The organism is Candidatus Anaeroferrophillus wilburensis (assembly GCA_016934315.1).
GTDB lineage: Bacteria > Desulfobacterota > Anaeroferrophillalia > Anaeroferrophillales > Anaeroferrophillaceae > Anaeroferrophillus > Anaeroferrophillus wilburensis.
On record JAFGSY010000039.1, the window covers coordinates 1 to 17741 of the forward strand.

A 17741-nucleotide genomic window follows, 5' to 3' on the forward strand; every position below is an offset into this window, starting at 1 on the left:
GGTAGTCTCAAAAGTGATGAACAAGAAACAACTGCAAAAAACGTTGGAGTGGTATTATTCAGACCATCAGATACTGGCAGCAGACCTCTTCATGTTCCCGCAGTTCATCAATGGTTCCTTGGTAGCGGATGACGCCGTTGTCGATGACGTAGGCTCGATCGCTGAGCCGCAGGGCAACCCCAAGATTCTGTTCGGCCAGCAGGACGGTGAGTCCGGCCGCTTTGAGTTTCATGATCTGCTCTTCCAGCAGAGCGACAATCAGGGGGGCGAGACCCTCGGTGGGCTCGTCAAGCAGAAGGAGGTCCGGGTTGGTCATCAGGGCCCGGCCGATGGTCAGCATCTGCTGCTCGCCGCCGCTGAGAAACCCGGCCCGGCGGTTGTTGATCGCCTTTAGTTGGGGGAAAAATTCGTAAATCTGTTCCTTGTCCCAGAGATCCGTACGGTCATCAGGTTGGCGGGCGGCAATGTCGAGGTTTTCTCCCACCGTCAGGTCGGTAAAGACCCGCCGGTTATCGGGAACATAGCCGATGCCGCGCCGGGCGATGCGAAACGGTTTTTCGCCGGTTATCTCTGTTCCGCGAAAATGGATCGTGCCCCGTTTTGCCGGCGTCAGGCCCATAATACTCCGCATGGTGGTGCTTTTGCCGGCTCCGTTGCGGCCCAGAAGGCAGACAATTTCTCCTTCGGCGATCTCCAGGGAGACATCAAAGAGGATGTGACTCAGTCCGTAGAAGGTGTGGATGTCGACCACTTCAAGCACAATAGTTTCCTTCCCCTAAATAGGCCTCTTTGACCCGGCTGTTCTCCCGGACTACCGCTGGGTTTCCTTGGATGATTGTCTCCCCCCTTTGCATTACCATGATCGTATGGGAAATGGAGAAAACCAGGTCGATGTCGTGCTCACAAAAGAGAATGGTCACCCCCATTTCCGAGGAGAGCCGGCGGATCAACTCAATGGACATCCGGGTTTCCTCAACCGACATGCCGGCGGTGGGCTCATCCATGATCAAGAGATCGGGATTGGTTCCCAGGGAGATGGCGATTTCAAGCACCTTCTGATCGCCATGGGAGAGCATGCCGCTGGTCTGCTCCGCCTTGTCAGCCAGTCCGACGCTATCGAGGATTGCCATGGTTTGAGCAACGGCCAGCCGTCGGGAGGGTGCCCAGAGATTGAACGTTTTTCCCTGCCGGGAGAGGACTGCCAGCTGGACATTTTCAAAGACGGTGAGCCGGTGAAAGATGTTCACCACCTGATAGGAGCGGCTGATTCCCCGGCGGCAGATGGTGTGGGGGGCAAGTCCGGCAATCTCTACCCCCTTAAATTGGATACTGCCGGTCGTTGGGGTCTGGGTGCCGGTAATCAGGCTGAAAAGGGTGGTTTTGCCGGCTCCGTTGGGGCCAATGACGGCGACGATCTCCCCCTCATTGACTGTCAGATGGGCATTGTTGACCGCCATAAAACCGGCAAATGATTTGGTGATGCCTTCAAGGATCAGCATTCAGTCCCCCGTGCCTGTGGTTGATCGGATGGCCAGCTTTTCGAGCAGAAAGCCCAGCACTCCCTCGGGGAGGAAAAAGATAGCCAGCATCAGGACGATGCCGAGAATCATAGTCCAATACTCAGTGTAGCTGCCGACAAATGTCTGCATGGCGACAATGATTGCCGCTCCGGCCATGGGGCCCAAGAAGGTAAACCAGCCCCCCAGGAGGCACATGATCAGGATCTCCAAGGAGAGGGTCCAGAACATCAGGTCGGGAAAGACGCTGCCTTCCACCACGACGAACAGTGACCCGGCCACCCCGGCGAAGAAGCCGGCGATGACCATGCCGACCAGCTGGTGGGCCTTGACATTGATGCCGATAGAGGCACTTCGCTCAGGATTGTCACGGATGCCGAGGAAAATTCTGCCGAAGGTGGAGCGGGTAATGCAGAACATTACCAGCAAGGAGACAAGGACCATGGCCAAGGTGCAGTAGTAGGCCCCGGTGGTCGAACTGATGAGCTCGGGCAGGGGAATGCCGTTGATGCCGTCATCGCCTCCGGTCAGGGAATACCAGCGGAAGGTGATCGCCCAGACCAGCGATCCCAGGGAGATCTGGAGCATGCCGAAATAGAGTTTGGAAAGCCGGACGCAGATCAGGCCGATGACCAATGAAAAACCGGCGGCCACCAGAGGTGCGGCCAGAAAGCCAATCCATGGCGGCAGGTCGGTTTTCGTGAGGAACAGGGCCAGAGTGTAAGCCCCGACGCCATAGAAAACCGCGTGGCCGAACTGATACATTCCCCCGAAGCCGAGGACCATGTTGAGGCTGGTAGCCAGCAGGCCGGTGACGAACATCAGGGAAATCAGATAGAGGTAAAACCGGGAGAGAAAAACCGGCAACAAGGCAAAGAGAACTGCGGTGGCCAGCGCTGCAAGAAACTGCCGGTCCTTGATGATGCGGGTCAGCACAGCAGTTCTCCTTCTACCAGGTTGATTTCAGCAGGCCGTTGGGCCGGAAAGTGAGGACGATGATCACCGCAAGGTAGGGAAAGACAATGGCGTACTGGGGTAGGAGCAGGATGCCGATGGCATCGGTGAGTCCGAAAATCAAGGCCCCCAGCAGAGCGCCCCAGATATTGCCCAGACCACCGATAATAACGATGAGAAAGGTTTCCATGATGATGCCGTGGTCCATCCCCTGGGTGATATTCTGGGTCGGAGCCACCAGGGCGCCGCCGAAGCCGGCGAGAAAGCAGCCGATGACAAAGACGGCACAGAAGACCAGGCTGACATTGATGCCGATGGCACCCACCATCTCCCGGTCAACCGCCGCCGCCCTGGCAATCTTACCGATGGCGGTCCGGTTGGTGAGATACCAGAGACCGGCCGCCACCAGCGGACCTACCGCCAGAAGAAAGAGGTTGTATTTCGGAAACGGCAGGCCGAAGGTTTCAATGGAGCCCTGGAAAAATGACGGCAGGGGCAGGGAACGGTATTCCGAGCCCCAGACCAGTTTTACCAGGTCGCCGAAGACCAGGGTGAAGGAGAAAGTGAAGAGCAGGAGCATCAGATGCTCCCGCTCGTAGAGGTGACGAAACAGGCCCCTCTCCATCAGCAGTCCCGCCAGGGCGACGCAGAGAGGTGACAGCAGCAGGGCGAGCCAGAAGCCCAGACCGCCGCCGCCGAAAAGCAGCGCCAGACTGTAGGTGAGAAAGGCGCCGATCATGTAGAGAGAGCCGTGGGCCAGGTTGGGGATCCGCAAAACTCCAAGCACCAGGCTGAGGCCGGATGAGACGATGAACAGAATCGTCGTCTTGCTCAGGCCGACAAGAATCTGCTGGCAGAAGGCAGCCAGGTTGAGGTTGGCGGCGCAGCCCATCTATTGTTTCCTGGCCTTGGTGATCTCTTCAACTGAAGGAATAACGTCGCTGCCGGGGATGGTAACCAGATCAACGGGCATGAGGAAGTCATATCCTTCAACCTTGGCCGTCGTCCCCATGAACATGGGAAACATCATCTGGTGATCGAAGGCCCGCATGGTCAGGTTGCCGACCGGTGAATCGATGGCCATTCCCTCGATGCTATCGATAAATTTTTCGGTATTGACGGCGCCGGCCTTTTCATAGCCGTTGATGATCAGCTTCGCGGTGGTATAGCCGTACAGGGCACCCACCTTGGGCAGTCGGTTGTAGGCTTTCTGAAAAGCGGCGACAAAGGCTTTGTTGGCACCGGTTGCCGGATAATGAAAATGATAGTTGGACGTGCCGATGACTTTTTCGGGCGCATTCAGCCCCAGGGGTTTGAGGGTTGAAAGTTCGGTTGCCGTATGCATGTAGAAGGGTACTTTTTCATTAAAGCCGGTGGCTTTGGCAGCTTTCAGAAACGGCACACAGTCCCGGCCGCCGGTGGCGATGATGACACAGTCAGGCTTGGCCGCCAGGATCGAAGTGATGTAGGGGGTGAAATCCGGTTCGCCCACCTTCCACCAGGATTGGCCGAGCAGTTCTACTCCTGGTTTGAGCTGCTGCAGATTGTTCCAGACTCCGTCGGCCAGGGCATGACCGTATTCATAGTCATCGCCGGCAATCCAGTATGTGGTAAACGGTTTCAGGGCCAGACCGTGGGCCGCCGCCTTGCCGATCATGGCGGTGTTCTCATTCATGGAGAAAACGTAGCGATGCCCCATTTCGCCGGTGATTTTAGCACTTTTGGCGAAGGTGGCAAAGAATGGAATTTTTTCGTTTTTGCAGAGGTCGGAAATTGCCAGGGCCAGACCGCTGTTGATAGTGCCCATAAGGATGTCAACGTTTTCCTTCATAATCAGTTCCTTGGCGGCGCTCAGTCCCAGCCCCACCTTGAACTTGCTGTCCCGGGTTGTGTAGGTTATCTGCCGGCCCAGGACGCCGCCTTTGGCATTGACTTCATCCACCACCAGCTTGAAGCCGTCGAGGACGTCATTGGTATAGGTGCTGGCCGGGCCGCTGTAACAGTCCACGATCCCCACATGGATCGGTTTGGCGGCCAGGGCTGATGCGGGCAGCATAGTCAGTAGCAGCAGCGAAACCATCATTGTAGATGCAAGAATCCTTTTCATCGTGCTTTCCCTCCCTCATGTGTGGGTGTGATAGTAATCTTTCATTATTGCCGGAACAGTATGCTGAAATTTGCATATCTAGATTTCATTGTTTGCCGAATTTGTCAAGGGACAATTCTTGCCTGATATTCATGTAGGCTAATTGAACTGTGACAGCTGCAGACTGGTTTTTAGCCGGAGAGTTCCCTGTTGACAGCGGTGTGAAGGTGTGTTTATAGAAACGTTCTCGAACAGGGGCACGAAGCCCCAGTCGGCGATTTTCCGATGACAACGGCAGAAGCCTTCCTGATTTTTTCTCCTATTAAACCTTTCCTCAATAATCCCGGAAGTTCCTCGGCAAGAGGATTCTGGAACGATCAGCTGGTGAGTATAATGAAACGTCATTTTTCCTTGATTGCTCTGTTGCTGCTGTTTCTTTTGCCGGCGGCTGCTCTTGGTGCAGCCGTTGATGCGGTTACCCGCACGGTTGAAAAAACGGTTGCCGTGCAGCAGGAGACGCAGAAAGAGGTCAGTGCCTGGGAGCTGGAGCGCCAACAGCTGGATAATGACCTGCAGAATTTGAAGATGCAGGCTGACCTGCTGCGCCATCGGCAGCAGAAATTGCAGGCCTATATCCGGGAACGGCAAACCAGGATTGACGAACTCCAGCAGAGCATTGCCGAGCAGCAGAATGTTGCCCGGGAGCTGGAGCCGTTTCTTGATGCGACCCTCGAGCAGGCGAAAAGCCTCTATCAAAAGGATCTGCCTTTTCTGGTTGATGAGCGGGAGCAGCGGTTTGCTGATCTGGCTCTCTTTCTTGACAGCTATGATGCGACCCCGGCCGATAAATTGCGGCGTGTGCTGGAGATGCTCCATATCGAAGCCCGCTACGGTCACCATGTGGAGGCTGGCGAGGGAATGCTGCCGTTGGCCGGGGTGGAGACCACGGTGAATATCTTTCGTCTGGGTCGCATCGGCCTCTATTATCTGTCCCTGGATGGCACCCAGGCAGGGTGGTACAACCCCTCGGTCAACCAGTGGGAGCCCCTGCCCGGCCGCCATCTGGAGGCGGTGAAGGAGGCGTTGCGGATGGCGATGAAGCAGCGGGCCATCGACCTGGTGAAACTTCCTTTGGGCAAGGGTGGCTGGCAATGAAAAACGTCTTCATTATTGTCATGCTAAGTTTTTTCCTTGCGGGTTCGGCGGCGGCCGCCTCTTTTGAAGAGGCCCAGCAGCAGCTGGCTGCCGAATACCGGCAGGCGGTTGAGGAGCAGCATCTGCAACGGCGCTCGATTGCTGCGGCAAAAAAAGAGCTCAAGGATCAACTTGTCAGCCAACGGGAGACCGTCGCCCGACTGGAGCAGGGGAATGCCCAGCTGGAAGCCCGGCTTGATGATCTGCTTCACCATGAGCAGGAGCTGGAGACCAAGCAGCAGACCGTTTTGGCGGAGATGAATGAACTGGCTGGCACCGTCCGTACCGGCGCCCGGGATCTTACCGCCCTGCTGGAGACCTCTCTGGTTTCCGGCACGCAGCCAGGACGGGCAGCGGTACCCGCCGCTCTGCTGGCGGATAAGCGGTTTCCCACGATGGCTGAGGTGAAAGCGATCACCGCCATCTATTTTGATGAAATCCAGGCCGGAGGCCGGATTGAAAAAACCCATGGCCGTTTTATTGGACTTGACGGCCGTTTTACGGCCGGCGACATTGTCCGTTTTGGGGCCCTGACTGCTATCTATCAGCAGGATGACGACCAGCAGGTGGGCTTTGCCGTCTATGGCAAGGAGAACGATGTTCTGCTGGCCATATCCAAAGCGCCGTGGGCGGTGAAGCGCTGCCTGAAAAAGTATCTCGCCGGTACCGGTCACGAGGTGTATCTTGATTTCTCCGGCGGCACTACGGTCCGCCAGCTGGCTCTCCAGCCGACCGCCTGGGAGCGGCTGCAGTCGGGGGGCATGCTGATCTGGCCGATTCTCCTGATCGGGGTGATTGCCTTTGCCATCAGTCTTGAACGGTTCTTTTTTCTTCGCCGGGTGAAAAGCAATACCGATACGGTGATGGTCGAGGTTACCGGCCTGATTGCCGCCGGCCAGGGGCAGGAAAGCCTTGAATTGCTGGAAAACCGCCACGGTCCGGTTTATAATGTGCTGGCCGCCGGTCTGACATTCCGCCATGCAACCCGGGATGTGCTGGAAAATGTTCTTGAAGAGGCGATCATGAAGGAGCTGCCACGGCTGGAGAAGTTTCTGCCGACCCTCCAAGTCCTGGCGGCCATTGCGCCCCTCCTGGGCTTGCTGGGTACGGTTACCGGCATGATTGATACCTTTCAGGTAATTACCATTTTCGGTACCGGCGATCCCAAAATGATGTCCGGGGGGATTTCGGAAGCGTTGGTGACCACCAAACTGGGGTTGATGGTGGCGATTCCGATCATTCTGCTGCACACGTTCTTTACCCGCAAGGTGGAGACGGTTATCGGCGACATGGAAGAAAAGGCGGTGGGTCTGACGGTTGCGCTGGTCAATAAAAAACGGCAAAGTATCTGACCATGATGGAGATATTGATCAGGATTGTTGACTACGGCCGCAGCGGCGGCTTCCTGATGCTGCCGATTATTGCCGTTTCCCTGATGATGTGGGGGATGATCATTGTTAAGCTGCAGGAGCTGTATGAAGTGAACCGACATGATTTCAGTGTCAAGGAGGCGGTGGCCTGGGTTCAGCAGGGACAGGAACAGCCGTTGGCCGGCACCCCGCTGCGTCATGTTGTGTTCCATTTCATTGAAAAGAAGACGACCGATCGGGAGACCGACCTAGCTCTCCTGTCAACGTTGATCAATCGGGAAATCAGCCGGCTGTCGAACAATCTTAGCTACATTTACATCCTGGCGGCGGTTGCGCCGCTGCTCGGCCTGCTGGGGACGGTGGGCGGGATGATCTCCACCTTTGATGCTATCGCCGTCTTTGGAACCGGCAATGCCCGGGCGATGGCCCAGGGGATTTCAGAGGCGCTGGTTACCACCCAGAGCGGCTTGTTTGTTTCCATCCCCGGATTGTTCATGGCCAGTTTTCTCAACCGCAGGATCAGCCGTATCGCCCAGCATCTGGAAGAGTTCCGGGCGGCAATCATGCAGGGGAACGCGGCTTCGACGTAAATATATAGATGATTTAGTTATTGAGTATCTTGCAGGTTGTTTTCTTGTTTGGAAAACAAGAAAACGTTCTGATAAGAGCACTTATTTGCGGGCAATGCCCGCGTTAGATGTTCAGCAGGTGCTAAAGATTGATGCGGGAGTATGGTTATGATTAATGTCAAGGGCAGGCTGCGGCGGGAGCGGCAGAGGGCGGAGATCAACATGGCGCCCATGCTTGATATGGTCTTTATCCTCCTGATCTTTTTCCTGGTGACCACCAGCTTCGTCCGGGAATCAGGGGTAGAGGTCCAGCGGCCGGCTGCCAAAACAGTGCAGGCGGAGGAGAGCGGCAGTCTCCGTTTGGGGATCAACCAGGCTGGCCAGGTATTTGCCGCCGGCCGGCAGGTTGACGTCCGCAGTGTCCGCGCTATTGTTGAACGTTTCCTCGCCGAAAACCCCGACGGCAGCGTACTGATTGTTGCCGACCGGGAGGCGAAAACCGGCATTACCGTCCGGGTGCTTGACTTCTGCCGGCTTGCCGGTGCCACCCGGGTGGCGGTTGCCGCTACCCGGGAATCATAAGAAAGCGGGTTCAGGTTATGTCCTGTAAACATGGAACCCGCCGCCGGCTGCCCAGCGGCATTGTCGGGGCGGTGCTTATCAATCTTGTGCTGCTGGCGTCCATTCCGCTTTTTTTTCATCAGCGATCGTTGCCGAAGCAGGTGACACAACTGCGACCGGTTCCCGTCTGGCAGGTTGAACACCAACCCCGGGAAGAGGAACGGCTGAAGGAAGAAAAGCCTGAGCCGATCAAGAAGATGGTCAAGTTGCCGCCGCTGCCTTTGCCCCCCGTACCCCGTTTGACTGCTCAGCCCACCCCCGTCCTTGACCTGCCATTGCCCCCGTTGGCGGTGGCGCCAACCGATCTCGGTACGGTGGCGGTAGCTCCCATGGAGCGTCCCCTCAAGGGGCTGTACCGGACCGCAGAGCTGGACCAGCAGCCTCTGCCCCTGGCGACGCCGGCACCCCTCTATCCCGTTGCCGCCCGGCGCCGTGGCATTGAAGGCGAGGTTCAGGTTCGCTTTTTGGTGGATAGTCAAGGGTTTGTCAAGGATGTCAGGATTGTCAGCGCTGAACCCTCTGGCTACTTTGAAAAGGCAGTGGCGTCAACCCTGTCTCGCTGGCGCTTCCAACCGGGGGTGGTCAGCGGTAGTTCAGTCAACTCTGAAGTGGAAACCACCATTGTCTTTAAGCTCGATAAATAAGATGGTTTGCCGGATGTTCTTCTGGGCGGTTATCTTTGCCGGTTTCCTGCTGGCAGCCAGTCCGTCGTCGGCCAGCGATCGGTATCAGCAGGAATTATCCTATGAAGCAAACCAGCTGCTGGTTGGGGTTCAGGAACTGATGCAAGCTGAAAAGTACCGGGAAGCGCTGGCCGGCATCGATGCATTTCGTGAAAAAAATCCCCGCCGGTCTTTTGTGCTGGTGGAGTTTTTTAGCGGCAATCTCAATTTTTTTCTTGATCATTTCCAGCCGGCTGCCGATGCCTACCGGCGGACGGTGAAGCTGGCGCCCGATTTTCTCCAGGCCCAAGAGAACCTGGGGATGGCCCTTCTGGCTCTGGAACGCTACCATGAAGCCGCCGGACCTTTAGTCCGGGCGGCGGCCCTGGCCGCCAAGGATGCTCCCGACCAGCGGGACCGGCTGCTGGCCTACGCCGGCAACGCCTATCTGCTGGCCGGCGAGTACCGTGAGGCGCAGCCGCTGTTCACCCAGCTGGTACATGATCGTCAGAATCCTCTTGAGGAGCATTGTCTGGCGCTGCTGCGGATTTATCTGGAGTTGAACGAGCTCCGGCCGGCCGAGGCTCTTCTGGTCAGTCTGCTGGACCGCTTTCCCCGGCAGGTCTCCTACTGGCGCCTGCTGGGGCAGGTGAGGGTGACGGTGGAACAGCCAACAGCCGCTCTGGCGGCCTACAAGCTGGTGGCCCTTATCGATCCTGAGCCCCGGGATCTGAAAACATTGGCCCAACTGTATCAGATGGTTTCACTGCCGCTGGCCGCCGCCAAAACCCTGGAACGCTGCCTTGAGGGACAGGAGCAGGTCGGCGATCAGGAGATGGAGCGGCTGGCTGCTCTTTATGGCGAAGCGGGCGATATTGACCGGGCTCTTTTCTGGCTGGAGAAAAAACAGGCCGTTTCCCCAGCGCCGGAAAATCAGCTCCGCCGTGGGGAGATTCTCTACCGGGCCGGCCGCTACCGGGAAGGCCATGATCTCCTGTCAACCATTGACCGCTTGCCGAACAACGACGGCTACCAGTTCCTCCTGGCCGGCTACTGCGCCTGGTATGCCGGTGACCTGGCCGCCGCCCGGGATGCTTTTTCTCGGGCCCAGCGCTACGGTGCCTACCGTACCCGTTCCACCGAACTGCTGAAGACCGTAACCATGATTCTTGAGCAGGAACCCCCTTCTCCGTCCTCCAGCTGACCGGCTTTACTCCGTTGGAATTCACTAAAATTATGTTTTACAAATGGCTTGACAAGCCCAGGTGGATGGTATATGAGGACATTCTAATGAATGATTGTTCATCTTTAACGGGTGGCATGTTATCAACGAACATAAGGGAGGGGACTGGAGATGAAAAAATGGATGATTCTTATGGTGCTGGTGGTGTCGCTGGCCTTGGCCGGAACTGCCCTGGCGGCTGATGACCTGCAGAAGGCTGCCGAAGATATTACCGAGGCCGGGCTGGTGGGACCGGGAAGCATTAACGTGCACAAGGCCGGCGATATCCAGATGAGTTTCGGGGCCACGGTGCGGATCATTCCCACCAGTGAAAGCAACTATGATTTCGGTCTTTCCGATGAGATCGGGGGGATGGATCTGTTTCAGAACCATGCCAATGAGGCCGGCTGGGTGAACAACGCCTACATCCGGACCGAAAACAAGATATACTTCAACGCCATGCCCAACGATCAGGTGTGGAGCTTCTACGGCGCCCTGGAATTTGACAGCGTCACCGACACCTCCGTAGTGGATGACCGCGGTCAGAATGATACCGGCAACAGCAACTACGGATTGGAGCGCCTTCACTGCACGGTGAAACTGCCCTTTGCCGATTCACTGAACCTCCGTCTCCATGCCGGCTGGGATATCTATCACCTGGACGTCTTTGATGGCGCTGGCCTGATCTACGGCGATGACAACCCGGGTTTCTGGATTACCGGCAACATCGGTGAGCAAGCCGACTTCCAGGTTGGCTATCACAAGCTGCAGGAGAATGACTGGAAGGCTTCTGATCTCAGTGCCGGGAACTATGATGACGACCGTGATCTGTATACCGCCTCCTTGGATTATCATATCAACAAAACCAATCACGTCAAGTTCATGTATGCTTTTGACCGGATTCGCAACATTGCCGCCACTACGGTCCAGGGGTATCTGTTCGGCAGCAATATTGATGCAAGCTTGGCATCCTCCCAGAGTGCTATCAATGCCGGACAGAATGATTTGAGTTCGTCCGCTTATTCAATAGGCTCAGTGTTAGCTCTTGACTTGGTTAATGGTGGCACGGTAACGGGAACGGTGGTTGATCCAGCAGCTTTGCCGGTGGAATTTGTTGTTGAGGGAGGTACGGTTGATACTGCTGTGGTGACGGCCAATTCAGCACTTATTGATGGGGCAATTGGTCTTGGTACTGCTGCTACGCTGGTGGGTACCCAGGCATATATCAGCACCAGCCAGGCAACGTTGGATGCCCAACAGCAGTACATTTATAACAATTACCTTTACACCAATACCACCCAGGCTAAAACCGATTCCCATCATCTCGGCTTTTACTACCAGGGTGATTTCGGTATCCTGAAGCCGTTTGTGGAAGCGGTTTATCAGTTTGGTTCCGCCGATGACACCGGTCTGTCGGCCTATGGTTACGAAGAAGATTACGACATCAAAGCCTATGCCCTGGCAGCTGACCTGGCTTTCGACCTCAAGGATGCCATCGGCTTCAAGTTCGCTCCCCATATCGGCATCATGTATACCTCCGGTGATGATGATCCTGACGATGGCGATCTGGAAGGGTATACCGGGGTCGAGAACGCCCAGCGCTTTTCCTACCACTGGGGTGGTGAGAATACCATTATCGGCGATACCAACCTGTTGATGGGTACCGTCCTGTACGGCTTTCTGCCTGAATTCTACGGCAGTGGTACACCGGTGGCCACCGGCGGTCTGCAGAATCTGGCCGGTACCGGTGCCGGTCGCGGTGACAACCCCGGTCTGACCATGTACAGTATTGGTCTGGATATGGCGCCGAAACGGTTCCTTCTCTACCGTACCAACGTCAATGTCATGAATTTCAACGAAGACTTCCGTCTGCCGACCATGGCCGGGACGGTGGCTGAGATTGATTCCGGCTATGCCGGCACCGAATGGGATAACGAGATTACCCTGGCACTGAGCAAGAACATGTTCATCAAAGGCCAATTTTCCTTCCTGTTCCCCGGTGAAGTTATTGAAGATATCACTGAAGCCTACAGCGGCGAAAAATGTGACGATGTTGCCACCCGTCTGGGGATGGAATTCATCTGGAATTTCTAGGTTTGCCCAAGTCGGCACATTTTCTTAACGTGTGATCCAGCAGCGGGACATGCAAAAGGACAGAAAGTCCTTGCATGTCCCGCTTTTTTTGCGTACCTTGGATTTTGTTGGAAATCCTTTCAGCTTTTTTTGCTGCTGATGTCGATGGTTTTCCCGGATGTGCCTGAGATGGCAGGAGCAGGATGGGAGCGGTTTTGGCCGCCGAACCAATCACCCGGATGGTGATTGGCGGTGGGCGCCTCGGAGCTGCCCATGGATGGGCGGCGAGAATGAGCGGCAACCTGCTCCTGACAGCTCAACGACAATACTTTTATTACTCATGCAAGTTATAATTTTTTCCGGTTGATGATTGGGGTGCTGGCATGCTCTGTTCTTCGTGCAAGAGACTTTTTTTTCCGTGGTTATCTCTGTTGTTTGTGGTTTTTCTGGTGGCTGTTCATTGTCCACTGCCGGTGTCGGCAACGGAACCATTTGATTTCAACAACCTCACTGATGCCCAGTCACGGCAGATCTTCCAGCCGCAGATGGTCTCCGCCGATGACGTGCGGGAAGGGAAGATCAACCAGCGGACCCTCAATATCAGCAAGATGCTGAGCGGTGATAAAGACAGTGATGAGCAGAAGTACGTCGATCGCTTGGCAAAGTTGGAGCAGCAGGTCTATCAGGGCGCCGGGGGACCGGTACTGCTGCGGCCCAAAGCCGGCATTCTCTGTTCTGCGACCATTGTCCGGCATCCTGCTCTTGACGAGGTCCTGCCGCAGGTGGGCACTATTCTCCACCAGGCCGGTTTCGTCCCGGTGGCTACCGAACAGATGCAGACCGTTCTCAATGCCTATCCTCATCGTCTGCAGTTGCAGCATCCGGCCCAGATCAGCCGGTTTCTGGCCGAATATCCCGGGACCCGCTACCTTTTTTTCCTTCAGTCAATCGACCTGCCGGGGTATTTCCCCGGCCAGCTGCGCCTCTCTTATCTGCTGGCCGACGGCGCAACCGGTCAGTTGTATCCGGAAGTCGTTGTCAGCCGGCCGGTTGCCGTGTATCAGCAACTGGCGCCGGCCCTGTACTCCTGTTTCATGGAGATGGCCGGCCGCTCCCGGCAGTTGACGGCAGCGGCTCCCTGGCAAGGGATGGTCTTTCTGGTCCAGGGGCCGGTGATCTATGTCAGCGCCGGCCAGTACAGCGGCCTGCAGCCGGGGCAGATACTCCAAGTCAATGGTGTCCTGCAGCCGATTCGTGAGCCAAGAAGCGGCCAGGTGGTGGGCATGGTACCCGGTCCACCGAAAGCCCTCCTTCGGGTCCGCCGCTTTTTCGGCTATGATCTGGCGGAAGTGGTGGTTGTCCAGGGCGGCGGAGTCCAGATGGGGGATGTGGTTGCCATCGGGAAATGATAAGGGAACGGTATACGGTGTAATGTGTACGGGAAACCATGAGCAGGCCTTGTAATCCGCATACAGCGCGTCGCACATGGATGTAAAACCCATATCCTGGATGGATGTGGGTTTTTTTATGCCTTGTTGGGGTTATTTGACAGCCGGAAACCGTGTTATTAGAATAAGGCCATAGTCTCTTTATGAAAATGCAGGAGCGTGTCTGACTATGAATGAGAAACGTCGCTGGGAGCACTTTTCCCATCAGGCTGATATCGGCATCCGTGGTTTCGGGGCGACCATGACGGATGCCTTTGCTGCGGTGGCGCAGGCGCTGACGGCGGTGGTGGCGAATCCTGAAGCCATCAGGAGCAAATACCGCCGAAAGATAACCTGTTCAGCCGATGATCCTGAACTGCTGCTCTATGACTGGCTTAATGAGCTGGTTTTCGAGATGTCTTCCTGCGGCATGTTGTTCAGCTCCTTTGACCTGCGAATAACCGGGGCCTATCAGCTGGAGGCGGTCATCCGGGGCGAGCCGGTTTCCCTGGTTCGCCACCGGCCGGTGGTGGAGGTGAAGGGGGTGACATTTACCGAACTGGCGGTCCGTCAGGATGCCAATGGCGGTTGGCTGGCGCAGGCGGTGGTCGATGTGTAGGTTCAATCTGCAGGGTAGCGTGATATATCGATGAAATGGTTGGGTGTGTTCTGTGGTGGGCTGGCATCCGGCAGTGGTTGCCGCTCATTCTCGCCGGCCATCCTTGGCCGGCTCCGAGGCATCCACGCCTATCACCATCCGGGTGATTGGTTCGGCGGATGAAACCGCTTGCAACCACTACCGGATGCCAGCTGGGCAATTTCCCGGAAAGGAAGTTACCAAAACCCTTTGCAGAATGTCCCGGGGAGTTTCACTCTATGTGTCTGTGCCAATCATGATCTGGTGGGGGAAAAGCCATGAAAGATAACCGGTTGCGGCAACAGGATGAGTTTGAGTGGTGGATCGAGCCCTTTGGCGAGATGCGGGTGCCGGCGATTATCTATGCCAGCCTGCCGCAGATTGAGGAGATGGATCAGAACGTTTTTACCCAGGTGACCAATGTGGCGACCCTGCCCGGCATCGTGCAGGCCTCCTACGCAATGCCTGATGCCCACTGGGGCTACGGTTTTCCCATCGGTGGCGTAGGGGATTTTGACCCAGCTCAGGGCGGGGTGATATCGGCCGGCGGAGTTGGTTTTGATATCTCCTGTGGAGTTCGTACCATGCTTACCGGTCTCCATGTTGATGATATTCTTGTCCAGCAGCATCAATTGGCTGACCAGCTTCAGCGGGAGATTCCCGCCGGTGTTGGCAGCACCGGTTTTCTCCACCTGCAGGCCAGGGAGATGGATGAGATGCTGACCGGCGGTGCCGCCTGGGCGGTGGCCCGCGGCTATGGTTATCCAGCCGACCTGGATAGGATTGAGGAGTATGGCTGCGCCGCCGGGGCCGAGCCGTCTTCGGTATCCGCGCGGGCTAAAAAGCGGCAGCAGAACCAAGTGGGGACCCTGGGTTCAGGGAATCATTACCTTGAAGTGCAGGAGATTGACCGCATTTATGATCCTGATAGTGCCATGGCGCTTGGTTTGCGGCAGCATGAGGTGGTGGTGAGTCTGCATTGTGGCTCCCGGGGGCTTGGACATCAGATCGGCACCGACTTTTTGAAACAGATGGTAGTCCAGGCGCCGGCCCATGGTCTGCAGCTGCCGGACCGGGAGCTGGCCTGCGCGCCTTTGTCCTCGATTCTCGGTCGGCAGTATTTAGGGGCCATGCGGGCTGGGATCAACTGTGCTTTGGCCAACCGGCAGGTATTGACCCATCTGGTCAGGGGGGTTTTTGCTCGATTTTTTCCGGCTGTCACCCTGACGCTTTTGTATGATGTTTCGCACAATACCTGCAAAGAGGAGGAACATCAGGTTGATGGCGAACGGCGAATGTTGTATGTCCATCGCAAGGGGGCGACCCGTGCTTTCGGCCCCGGCCATCCATCCCTGCCGGCATCGCTGCAAAACGTCGGTCAGCCGGTGCTCATCGGCGGCAGCATGGGGACGTTCTCCCATATCATGGTGGGAGTTGCCGGCGGTCATGAGCGGGCTTTTAGTTCCGCCTGTCATGGTGCCGGACGGGTTATGAGTCGCCGTCAGGCGACCAAACGATGGCGGGGTCGGGAGATTATTGCCACCCTGGAACAGCAGGGGATTGCAATCCGCAGTGTGTCCATGAGAGGGATTGCCGAGGAGGCGCCGGGAGCGTACAAAGAGGTGGGGAGCGTTGTTGATGTCGCCCAGGCCGCCGGTTTGGCCCGCAAGGTTGCCAGGGTAAGGCCCCTGATCTGCATCAAAGGATGATGGCTTCGCAACGACTCCATCTTCTTCGTTAAGCGGCAACCTATCCCTTGAGCTGGGCCTGGCGGTGCTGGTGACCGATTATGCAGGTTAGGGGCACCAGCGCCGGCGAATTATGGGATCCCGGGGTTGAACCTGCGGATGAACGGGGTGACGGCAACCAGAAGGATGGTAAAGAGGATTGCCGCCAGATAAAGAGTGAAAGTGCTTTTTCGGGGGGCGACATTGAGCAGCAGAACGCTGGCTTCAGCCGGGTTACTGACTGCAAAATGATTGCTGGTCTCTCTGCTGTAGGGTGCGGCTGTAAGGGGCAGAAGGCGGCCGCTGAACGTTGTTTTGCTGCTAAACGCCTGGTGATCAGCTTTAAGATTGTTCCCGAGGTCGTAAAAATAGAGATTTGGCACCGACGGATGTTGAAATATCTGTAGTTCATAGCCGGGAGTTTCAATGACCAGACTGCGATCGGCATCCAGGGCTGCATCCAGGGTTACATACTGATTTTCCAGGGTAGTTTGACTGCCGGCAGTCAGCAGCTTCGGCGTTGTGCCATGGAGATGGTAGAGGATGTCCTGACGGAAGATCAGCAGTTCGCTGATCAGCAGAATGATGATGCAAAGCCAGAGAATGCGGGAAAACAATTTCATTGTACTCATTATTCCTGACGGTCAGAGATCGATGTTGTGAGGCCATCTGCCGGCTGAGGTTGCTGCAGGCGGGTGGTAGTGGTTTGCATGAGAATCATGGCAGCCAGCAGCAGGATGGTGACAATGGTGGTGGCCCGGCTGTTGACCAGGTTGTCCTTCAGCATTTTCAGCAATAGCAGCAGGCCGATAAAGGTGCAGATCAAGGCTGCCACAAACCAGCCGGTCAATGCTCCACCCATGACCGCATCTTTCAGTTCCTGGGGCAGGGAAAAGAAGATCCAGCCGCCCGGGATGAGCTGAAAAAGGGTGGCATTGAGGGCCCAGCGGCCACCGAATTTGAATGCTTTTTGATAGTATTCCCGTGGTTGCCGGCGGTTGAAATCCTTCTGGTAGGCAGCCACCAGCATGATCATCAGGCCGGTAAAGGCAAGACTGGCTACCACTGCATGAACGTAGAGGGGCAGCATTAACTGGTTGAAGACGATTTCCCCCAGGGATACGGAGCCGTTCAAGCGGAATTCAGCTGTCGGCACCAGGAGAAAGGAGGGGATCAGGTGACAAAAAAGGGTCAGCAGCAGGGCGCTGAGGCTGGCTGCCAAGCCAAGCAGGAAATGAAAAAAATAACCCTTTTTGGGTCGGCCGCAGGAAAGAAAGAAAAGGTATAAAAGGGCCATGGTGGTGCAGAGCAGTACCACGCCAATCATGCCAAGGCGGCTGAAGGGTCCGAGAATGCCGCGGTAAAAGGGATCAAAATAACTGCCAATGCTGAACAGCAGGGGGAGTCCGGCAACCGTACCCAGGCAGAGCAAAGGCATGGCCGTTTTTACCAGACTGCCAGCCAGCAGCCGGTAGTGAGCATCATTGCTGGCCACTTTCTGCCGTTCAGCGATCAAAGCAAGAATGGGAGTGCCCACAGCCAGGTTAAGACTTCCCAGAAAAAGAATCATAAAAATCAGCAGTCCCCCGGGATAACCAAGCAGGGGAATGGATTGCAGCATGGTGATTTCCTTTTTTCAATCAAACTAATCTTGATTCTTCATTAAACGAATGGCATTTCCA

17 protein-coding genes are annotated in these 17741 nt (G+C 56.2%); 10 read left to right on the forward strand and 7 right to left on the reverse strand.

Going from position 1 to position 17741, the window contains the following annotated elements; genetic code table 11:
* Positions 1-58: 58 nt before the first annotated feature.
* From JXO50_10115 to JXO50_10135, 5 genes are all read right to left on the reverse strand, one after another.
* Positions 59-760 carry an ABC transporter ATP-binding protein gene (locus JXO50_10115; GenBank protein MBN2333442.1) on the reverse strand — a complete coding sequence of 234 codons (702 nt, stop codon included), beginning with the start codon at positions 758-760 and terminating at the stop codon, positions 59-61.
* Positions 753-1499: an ABC transporter ATP-binding protein gene (locus JXO50_10120; protein MBN2333443.1), complete on the reverse strand. Its 747-nt coding sequence runs from the start codon at positions 1497-1499 to the stop codon at positions 753-755. Before JXO50_10120 ends, JXO50_10115 begins: the two co-directional genes overlap by 8 nt.
* Positions 1500-2339 (reverse strand): branched-chain amino acid ABC transporter permease, encoded by an 840-nt coding sequence (locus JXO50_10125; GenBank protein MBN2333444.1) that lies wholly within the window; start codon positions 2337-2339, stop codon positions 1500-1502.
* A 127-nt stretch (positions 2340-2466) separates the two neighbouring features.
* A complete protein-coding gene (locus JXO50_10130) occupies positions 2467-3363 on the reverse strand; it encodes a branched-chain amino acid ABC transporter permease (protein MBN2333445.1) in 897 nt (298 codons plus the stop codon).
* Positions 3364-4578: an ABC transporter substrate-binding protein gene (locus tag JXO50_10135; protein ID MBN2333446.1), complete on the reverse strand. Its 1215-nt coding sequence runs from the start codon at positions 4576-4578 to the stop codon at positions 3364-3366.
* Between the two features lie 372 nt (positions 4579-4950).
* Here JXO50_10135 and JXO50_10140 point away from each other — a divergent pair, with 372 nt between their 5' ends.
* The 10 genes from JXO50_10140 to JXO50_10185 all read left to right on the forward strand — a co-directional run bounded on the left by JXO50_10140 (position 4951) and on the right by JXO50_10185 (position 16041).
* On the forward strand, positions 4951-5712 hold the full coding sequence (locus tag JXO50_10140) for a DUF3450 domain-containing protein (protein MBN2333447.1): 762 nt from the start codon (positions 4951-4953) through the stop codon (positions 5710-5712).
* Positions 5709-7103, forward strand: a complete 1395-nt coding sequence (locus tag JXO50_10145; GenBank protein MBN2333448.1) for a MotA/TolQ/ExbB proton channel family protein — start codon at positions 5709-5711, stop codon at positions 7101-7103. The genes JXO50_10140 and JXO50_10145 overlap by 4 nt, the downstream gene beginning before the upstream one ends.
* 2 nt (positions 7104-7105) lie before the next feature.
* Positions 7106-7711, forward strand: coding sequence for a MotA/TolQ/ExbB proton channel family protein (locus JXO50_10150; protein ID MBN2333449.1), 606 nt, complete (start codon positions 7106-7108; stop codon positions 7709-7711).
* Positions 7712-7858: 147 nt separating this feature from the next.
* Positions 7859-8272, forward strand: a complete 414-nt coding sequence (locus tag JXO50_10155; protein MBN2333450.1) for a biopolymer transporter ExbD — start codon at positions 7859-7861, stop codon at positions 8270-8272.
* Positions 8273-8289: 17 nt separating this feature from the next.
* Positions 8290-8955 (forward strand): energy transducer TonB, encoded by a 666-nt coding sequence (locus tag JXO50_10160; GenBank protein MBN2333451.1) that lies wholly within the window; start codon positions 8290-8292, stop codon positions 8953-8955.
* Positions 8956-8968: 13 nt separating this feature from the next.
* Positions 8969-10177, forward strand: coding sequence for a tetratricopeptide repeat protein (locus JXO50_10165; protein MBN2333452.1), 1209 nt, complete (start codon positions 8969-8971; stop codon positions 10175-10177).
* Between the two features lie 150 nt (positions 10178-10327).
* A complete protein-coding gene (locus JXO50_10170) occupies positions 10328-12289 on the forward strand; it encodes a hypothetical protein (GenBank protein ID MBN2333453.1) in 1962 nt (653 codons plus the stop codon).
* Positions 12290-12699: 410 nt separating this feature from the next.
* Positions 12700-13677 carry a hypothetical protein gene (locus JXO50_10175; protein MBN2333454.1) on the forward strand — a complete coding sequence of 326 codons (978 nt, stop codon included), beginning with the start codon at positions 12700-12702 and terminating at the stop codon, positions 13675-13677.
* A 208-nt stretch (positions 13678-13885) separates the two neighbouring features.
* Positions 13886-14314, forward strand: coding sequence for an archease (locus tag JXO50_10180; protein ID MBN2333455.1), 429 nt, complete (start codon positions 13886-13888; stop codon positions 14312-14314).
* A gap of 296 nt (positions 14315-14610) precedes the next feature.
* Positions 14611-16041: an RtcB family protein gene (locus JXO50_10185; protein MBN2333456.1), complete on the forward strand. Its 1431-nt coding sequence runs from the start codon at positions 14611-14613 to the stop codon at positions 16039-16041.
* 110 nt (positions 16042-16151) lie between these two features.
* On the opposite strand, the gene JXO50_10190 is transcribed toward JXO50_10185, so the two are convergent.
* Both JXO50_10190 and JXO50_10195 read right to left on the reverse strand, forming a co-directional pair.
* Entirely contained in the window at positions 16152-16691 is a 540-nt protein-coding gene (locus JXO50_10190; GenBank protein ID MBN2333457.1) for a hypothetical protein, read from the reverse strand.
* Complete coding sequence (locus JXO50_10195; GenBank protein MBN2333458.1) at positions 16691-17680, reverse strand: cytochrome ubiquinol oxidase subunit I; 990 nt, start codon at positions 17678-17680, stop codon at positions 16691-16693. The genes JXO50_10190 and JXO50_10195 overlap by 1 nt, the downstream gene beginning before the upstream one ends.
* Between the last annotated feature and the right edge of the window lie 61 nt (positions 17681-17741).

What these genes read in the sequence shown, in the direction of transcription:
- JXO50_10135 (MBN2333446.1), bottom strand. Translation starts at nt 4,578, where the DNA reads ATGAAAAGGATTCTTGCATCTACAATGATGGTTTCGCTGCTGCTACTG.
- JXO50_10150 (MBN2333449.1), top strand. Translation starts at nt 7,106, where the DNA reads ATGATGGAGATATTGATCAGGATTGTTGACTACGGCCGCAGCGGCGGC.
- JXO50_10190 (MBN2333457.1), bottom strand. Translation starts at nt 16,691, where the DNA reads ATGAGTACAATGAAATTGTTTTCCCGCATTCTCTGGCTTTGCATCATC.
- JXO50_10195 (MBN2333458.1), bottom strand. Translation starts at nt 17,680, where the DNA reads ATGCTGCAATCCATTCCCCTGCTTGGTTATCCCGGGGGACTGCTGATT.
- JXO50_10120 (MBN2333443.1), bottom strand. Translation starts at nt 1,499, where the DNA reads ATGCTGATCCTTGAAGGCATCACCAAATCATTTGCCGGTTTTATGGCG.
- JXO50_10180 (MBN2333455.1), top strand. Translation starts at nt 13,886, where the DNA reads ATGAATGAGAAACGTCGCTGGGAGCACTTTTCCCATCAGGCTGATATC.
- JXO50_10125 (MBN2333444.1), bottom strand. Translation starts at nt 2,339, where the DNA reads ATGTTCGTCACCGGCCTGCTGGCTACCAGCCTCAACATGGTCCTCGGC.
- JXO50_10130 (MBN2333445.1), bottom strand. Translation starts at nt 3,363, where the DNA reads ATGGGCTGCGCCGCCAACCTCAACCTGGCTGCCTTCTGCCAGCAGATT.
- JXO50_10160 (MBN2333451.1), top strand. Translation starts at nt 8,290, where the DNA reads ATGTCCTGTAAACATGGAACCCGCCGCCGGCTGCCCAGCGGCATTGTC.
- JXO50_10140 (MBN2333447.1), top strand. Translation starts at nt 4,951, where the DNA reads ATGAAACGTCATTTTTCCTTGATTGCTCTGTTGCTGCTGTTTCTTTTG.
- JXO50_10155 (MBN2333450.1), top strand. Translation starts at nt 7,859, where the DNA reads ATGATTAATGTCAAGGGCAGGCTGCGGCGGGAGCGGCAGAGGGCGGAG.
- JXO50_10165 (MBN2333452.1), top strand. Translation starts at nt 8,969, where the DNA reads ATGTTCTTCTGGGCGGTTATCTTTGCCGGTTTCCTGCTGGCAGCCAGT.
- JXO50_10185 (MBN2333456.1), top strand. Translation starts at nt 14,611, where the DNA reads ATGAAAGATAACCGGTTGCGGCAACAGGATGAGTTTGAGTGGTGGATC.
- JXO50_10145 (MBN2333448.1), top strand. Translation starts at nt 5,709, where the DNA reads ATGAAAAACGTCTTCATTATTGTCATGCTAAGTTTTTTCCTTGCGGGT.
- JXO50_10170 (MBN2333453.1), top strand. Translation starts at nt 10,328, where the DNA reads ATGAAAAAATGGATGATTCTTATGGTGCTGGTGGTGTCGCTGGCCTTG.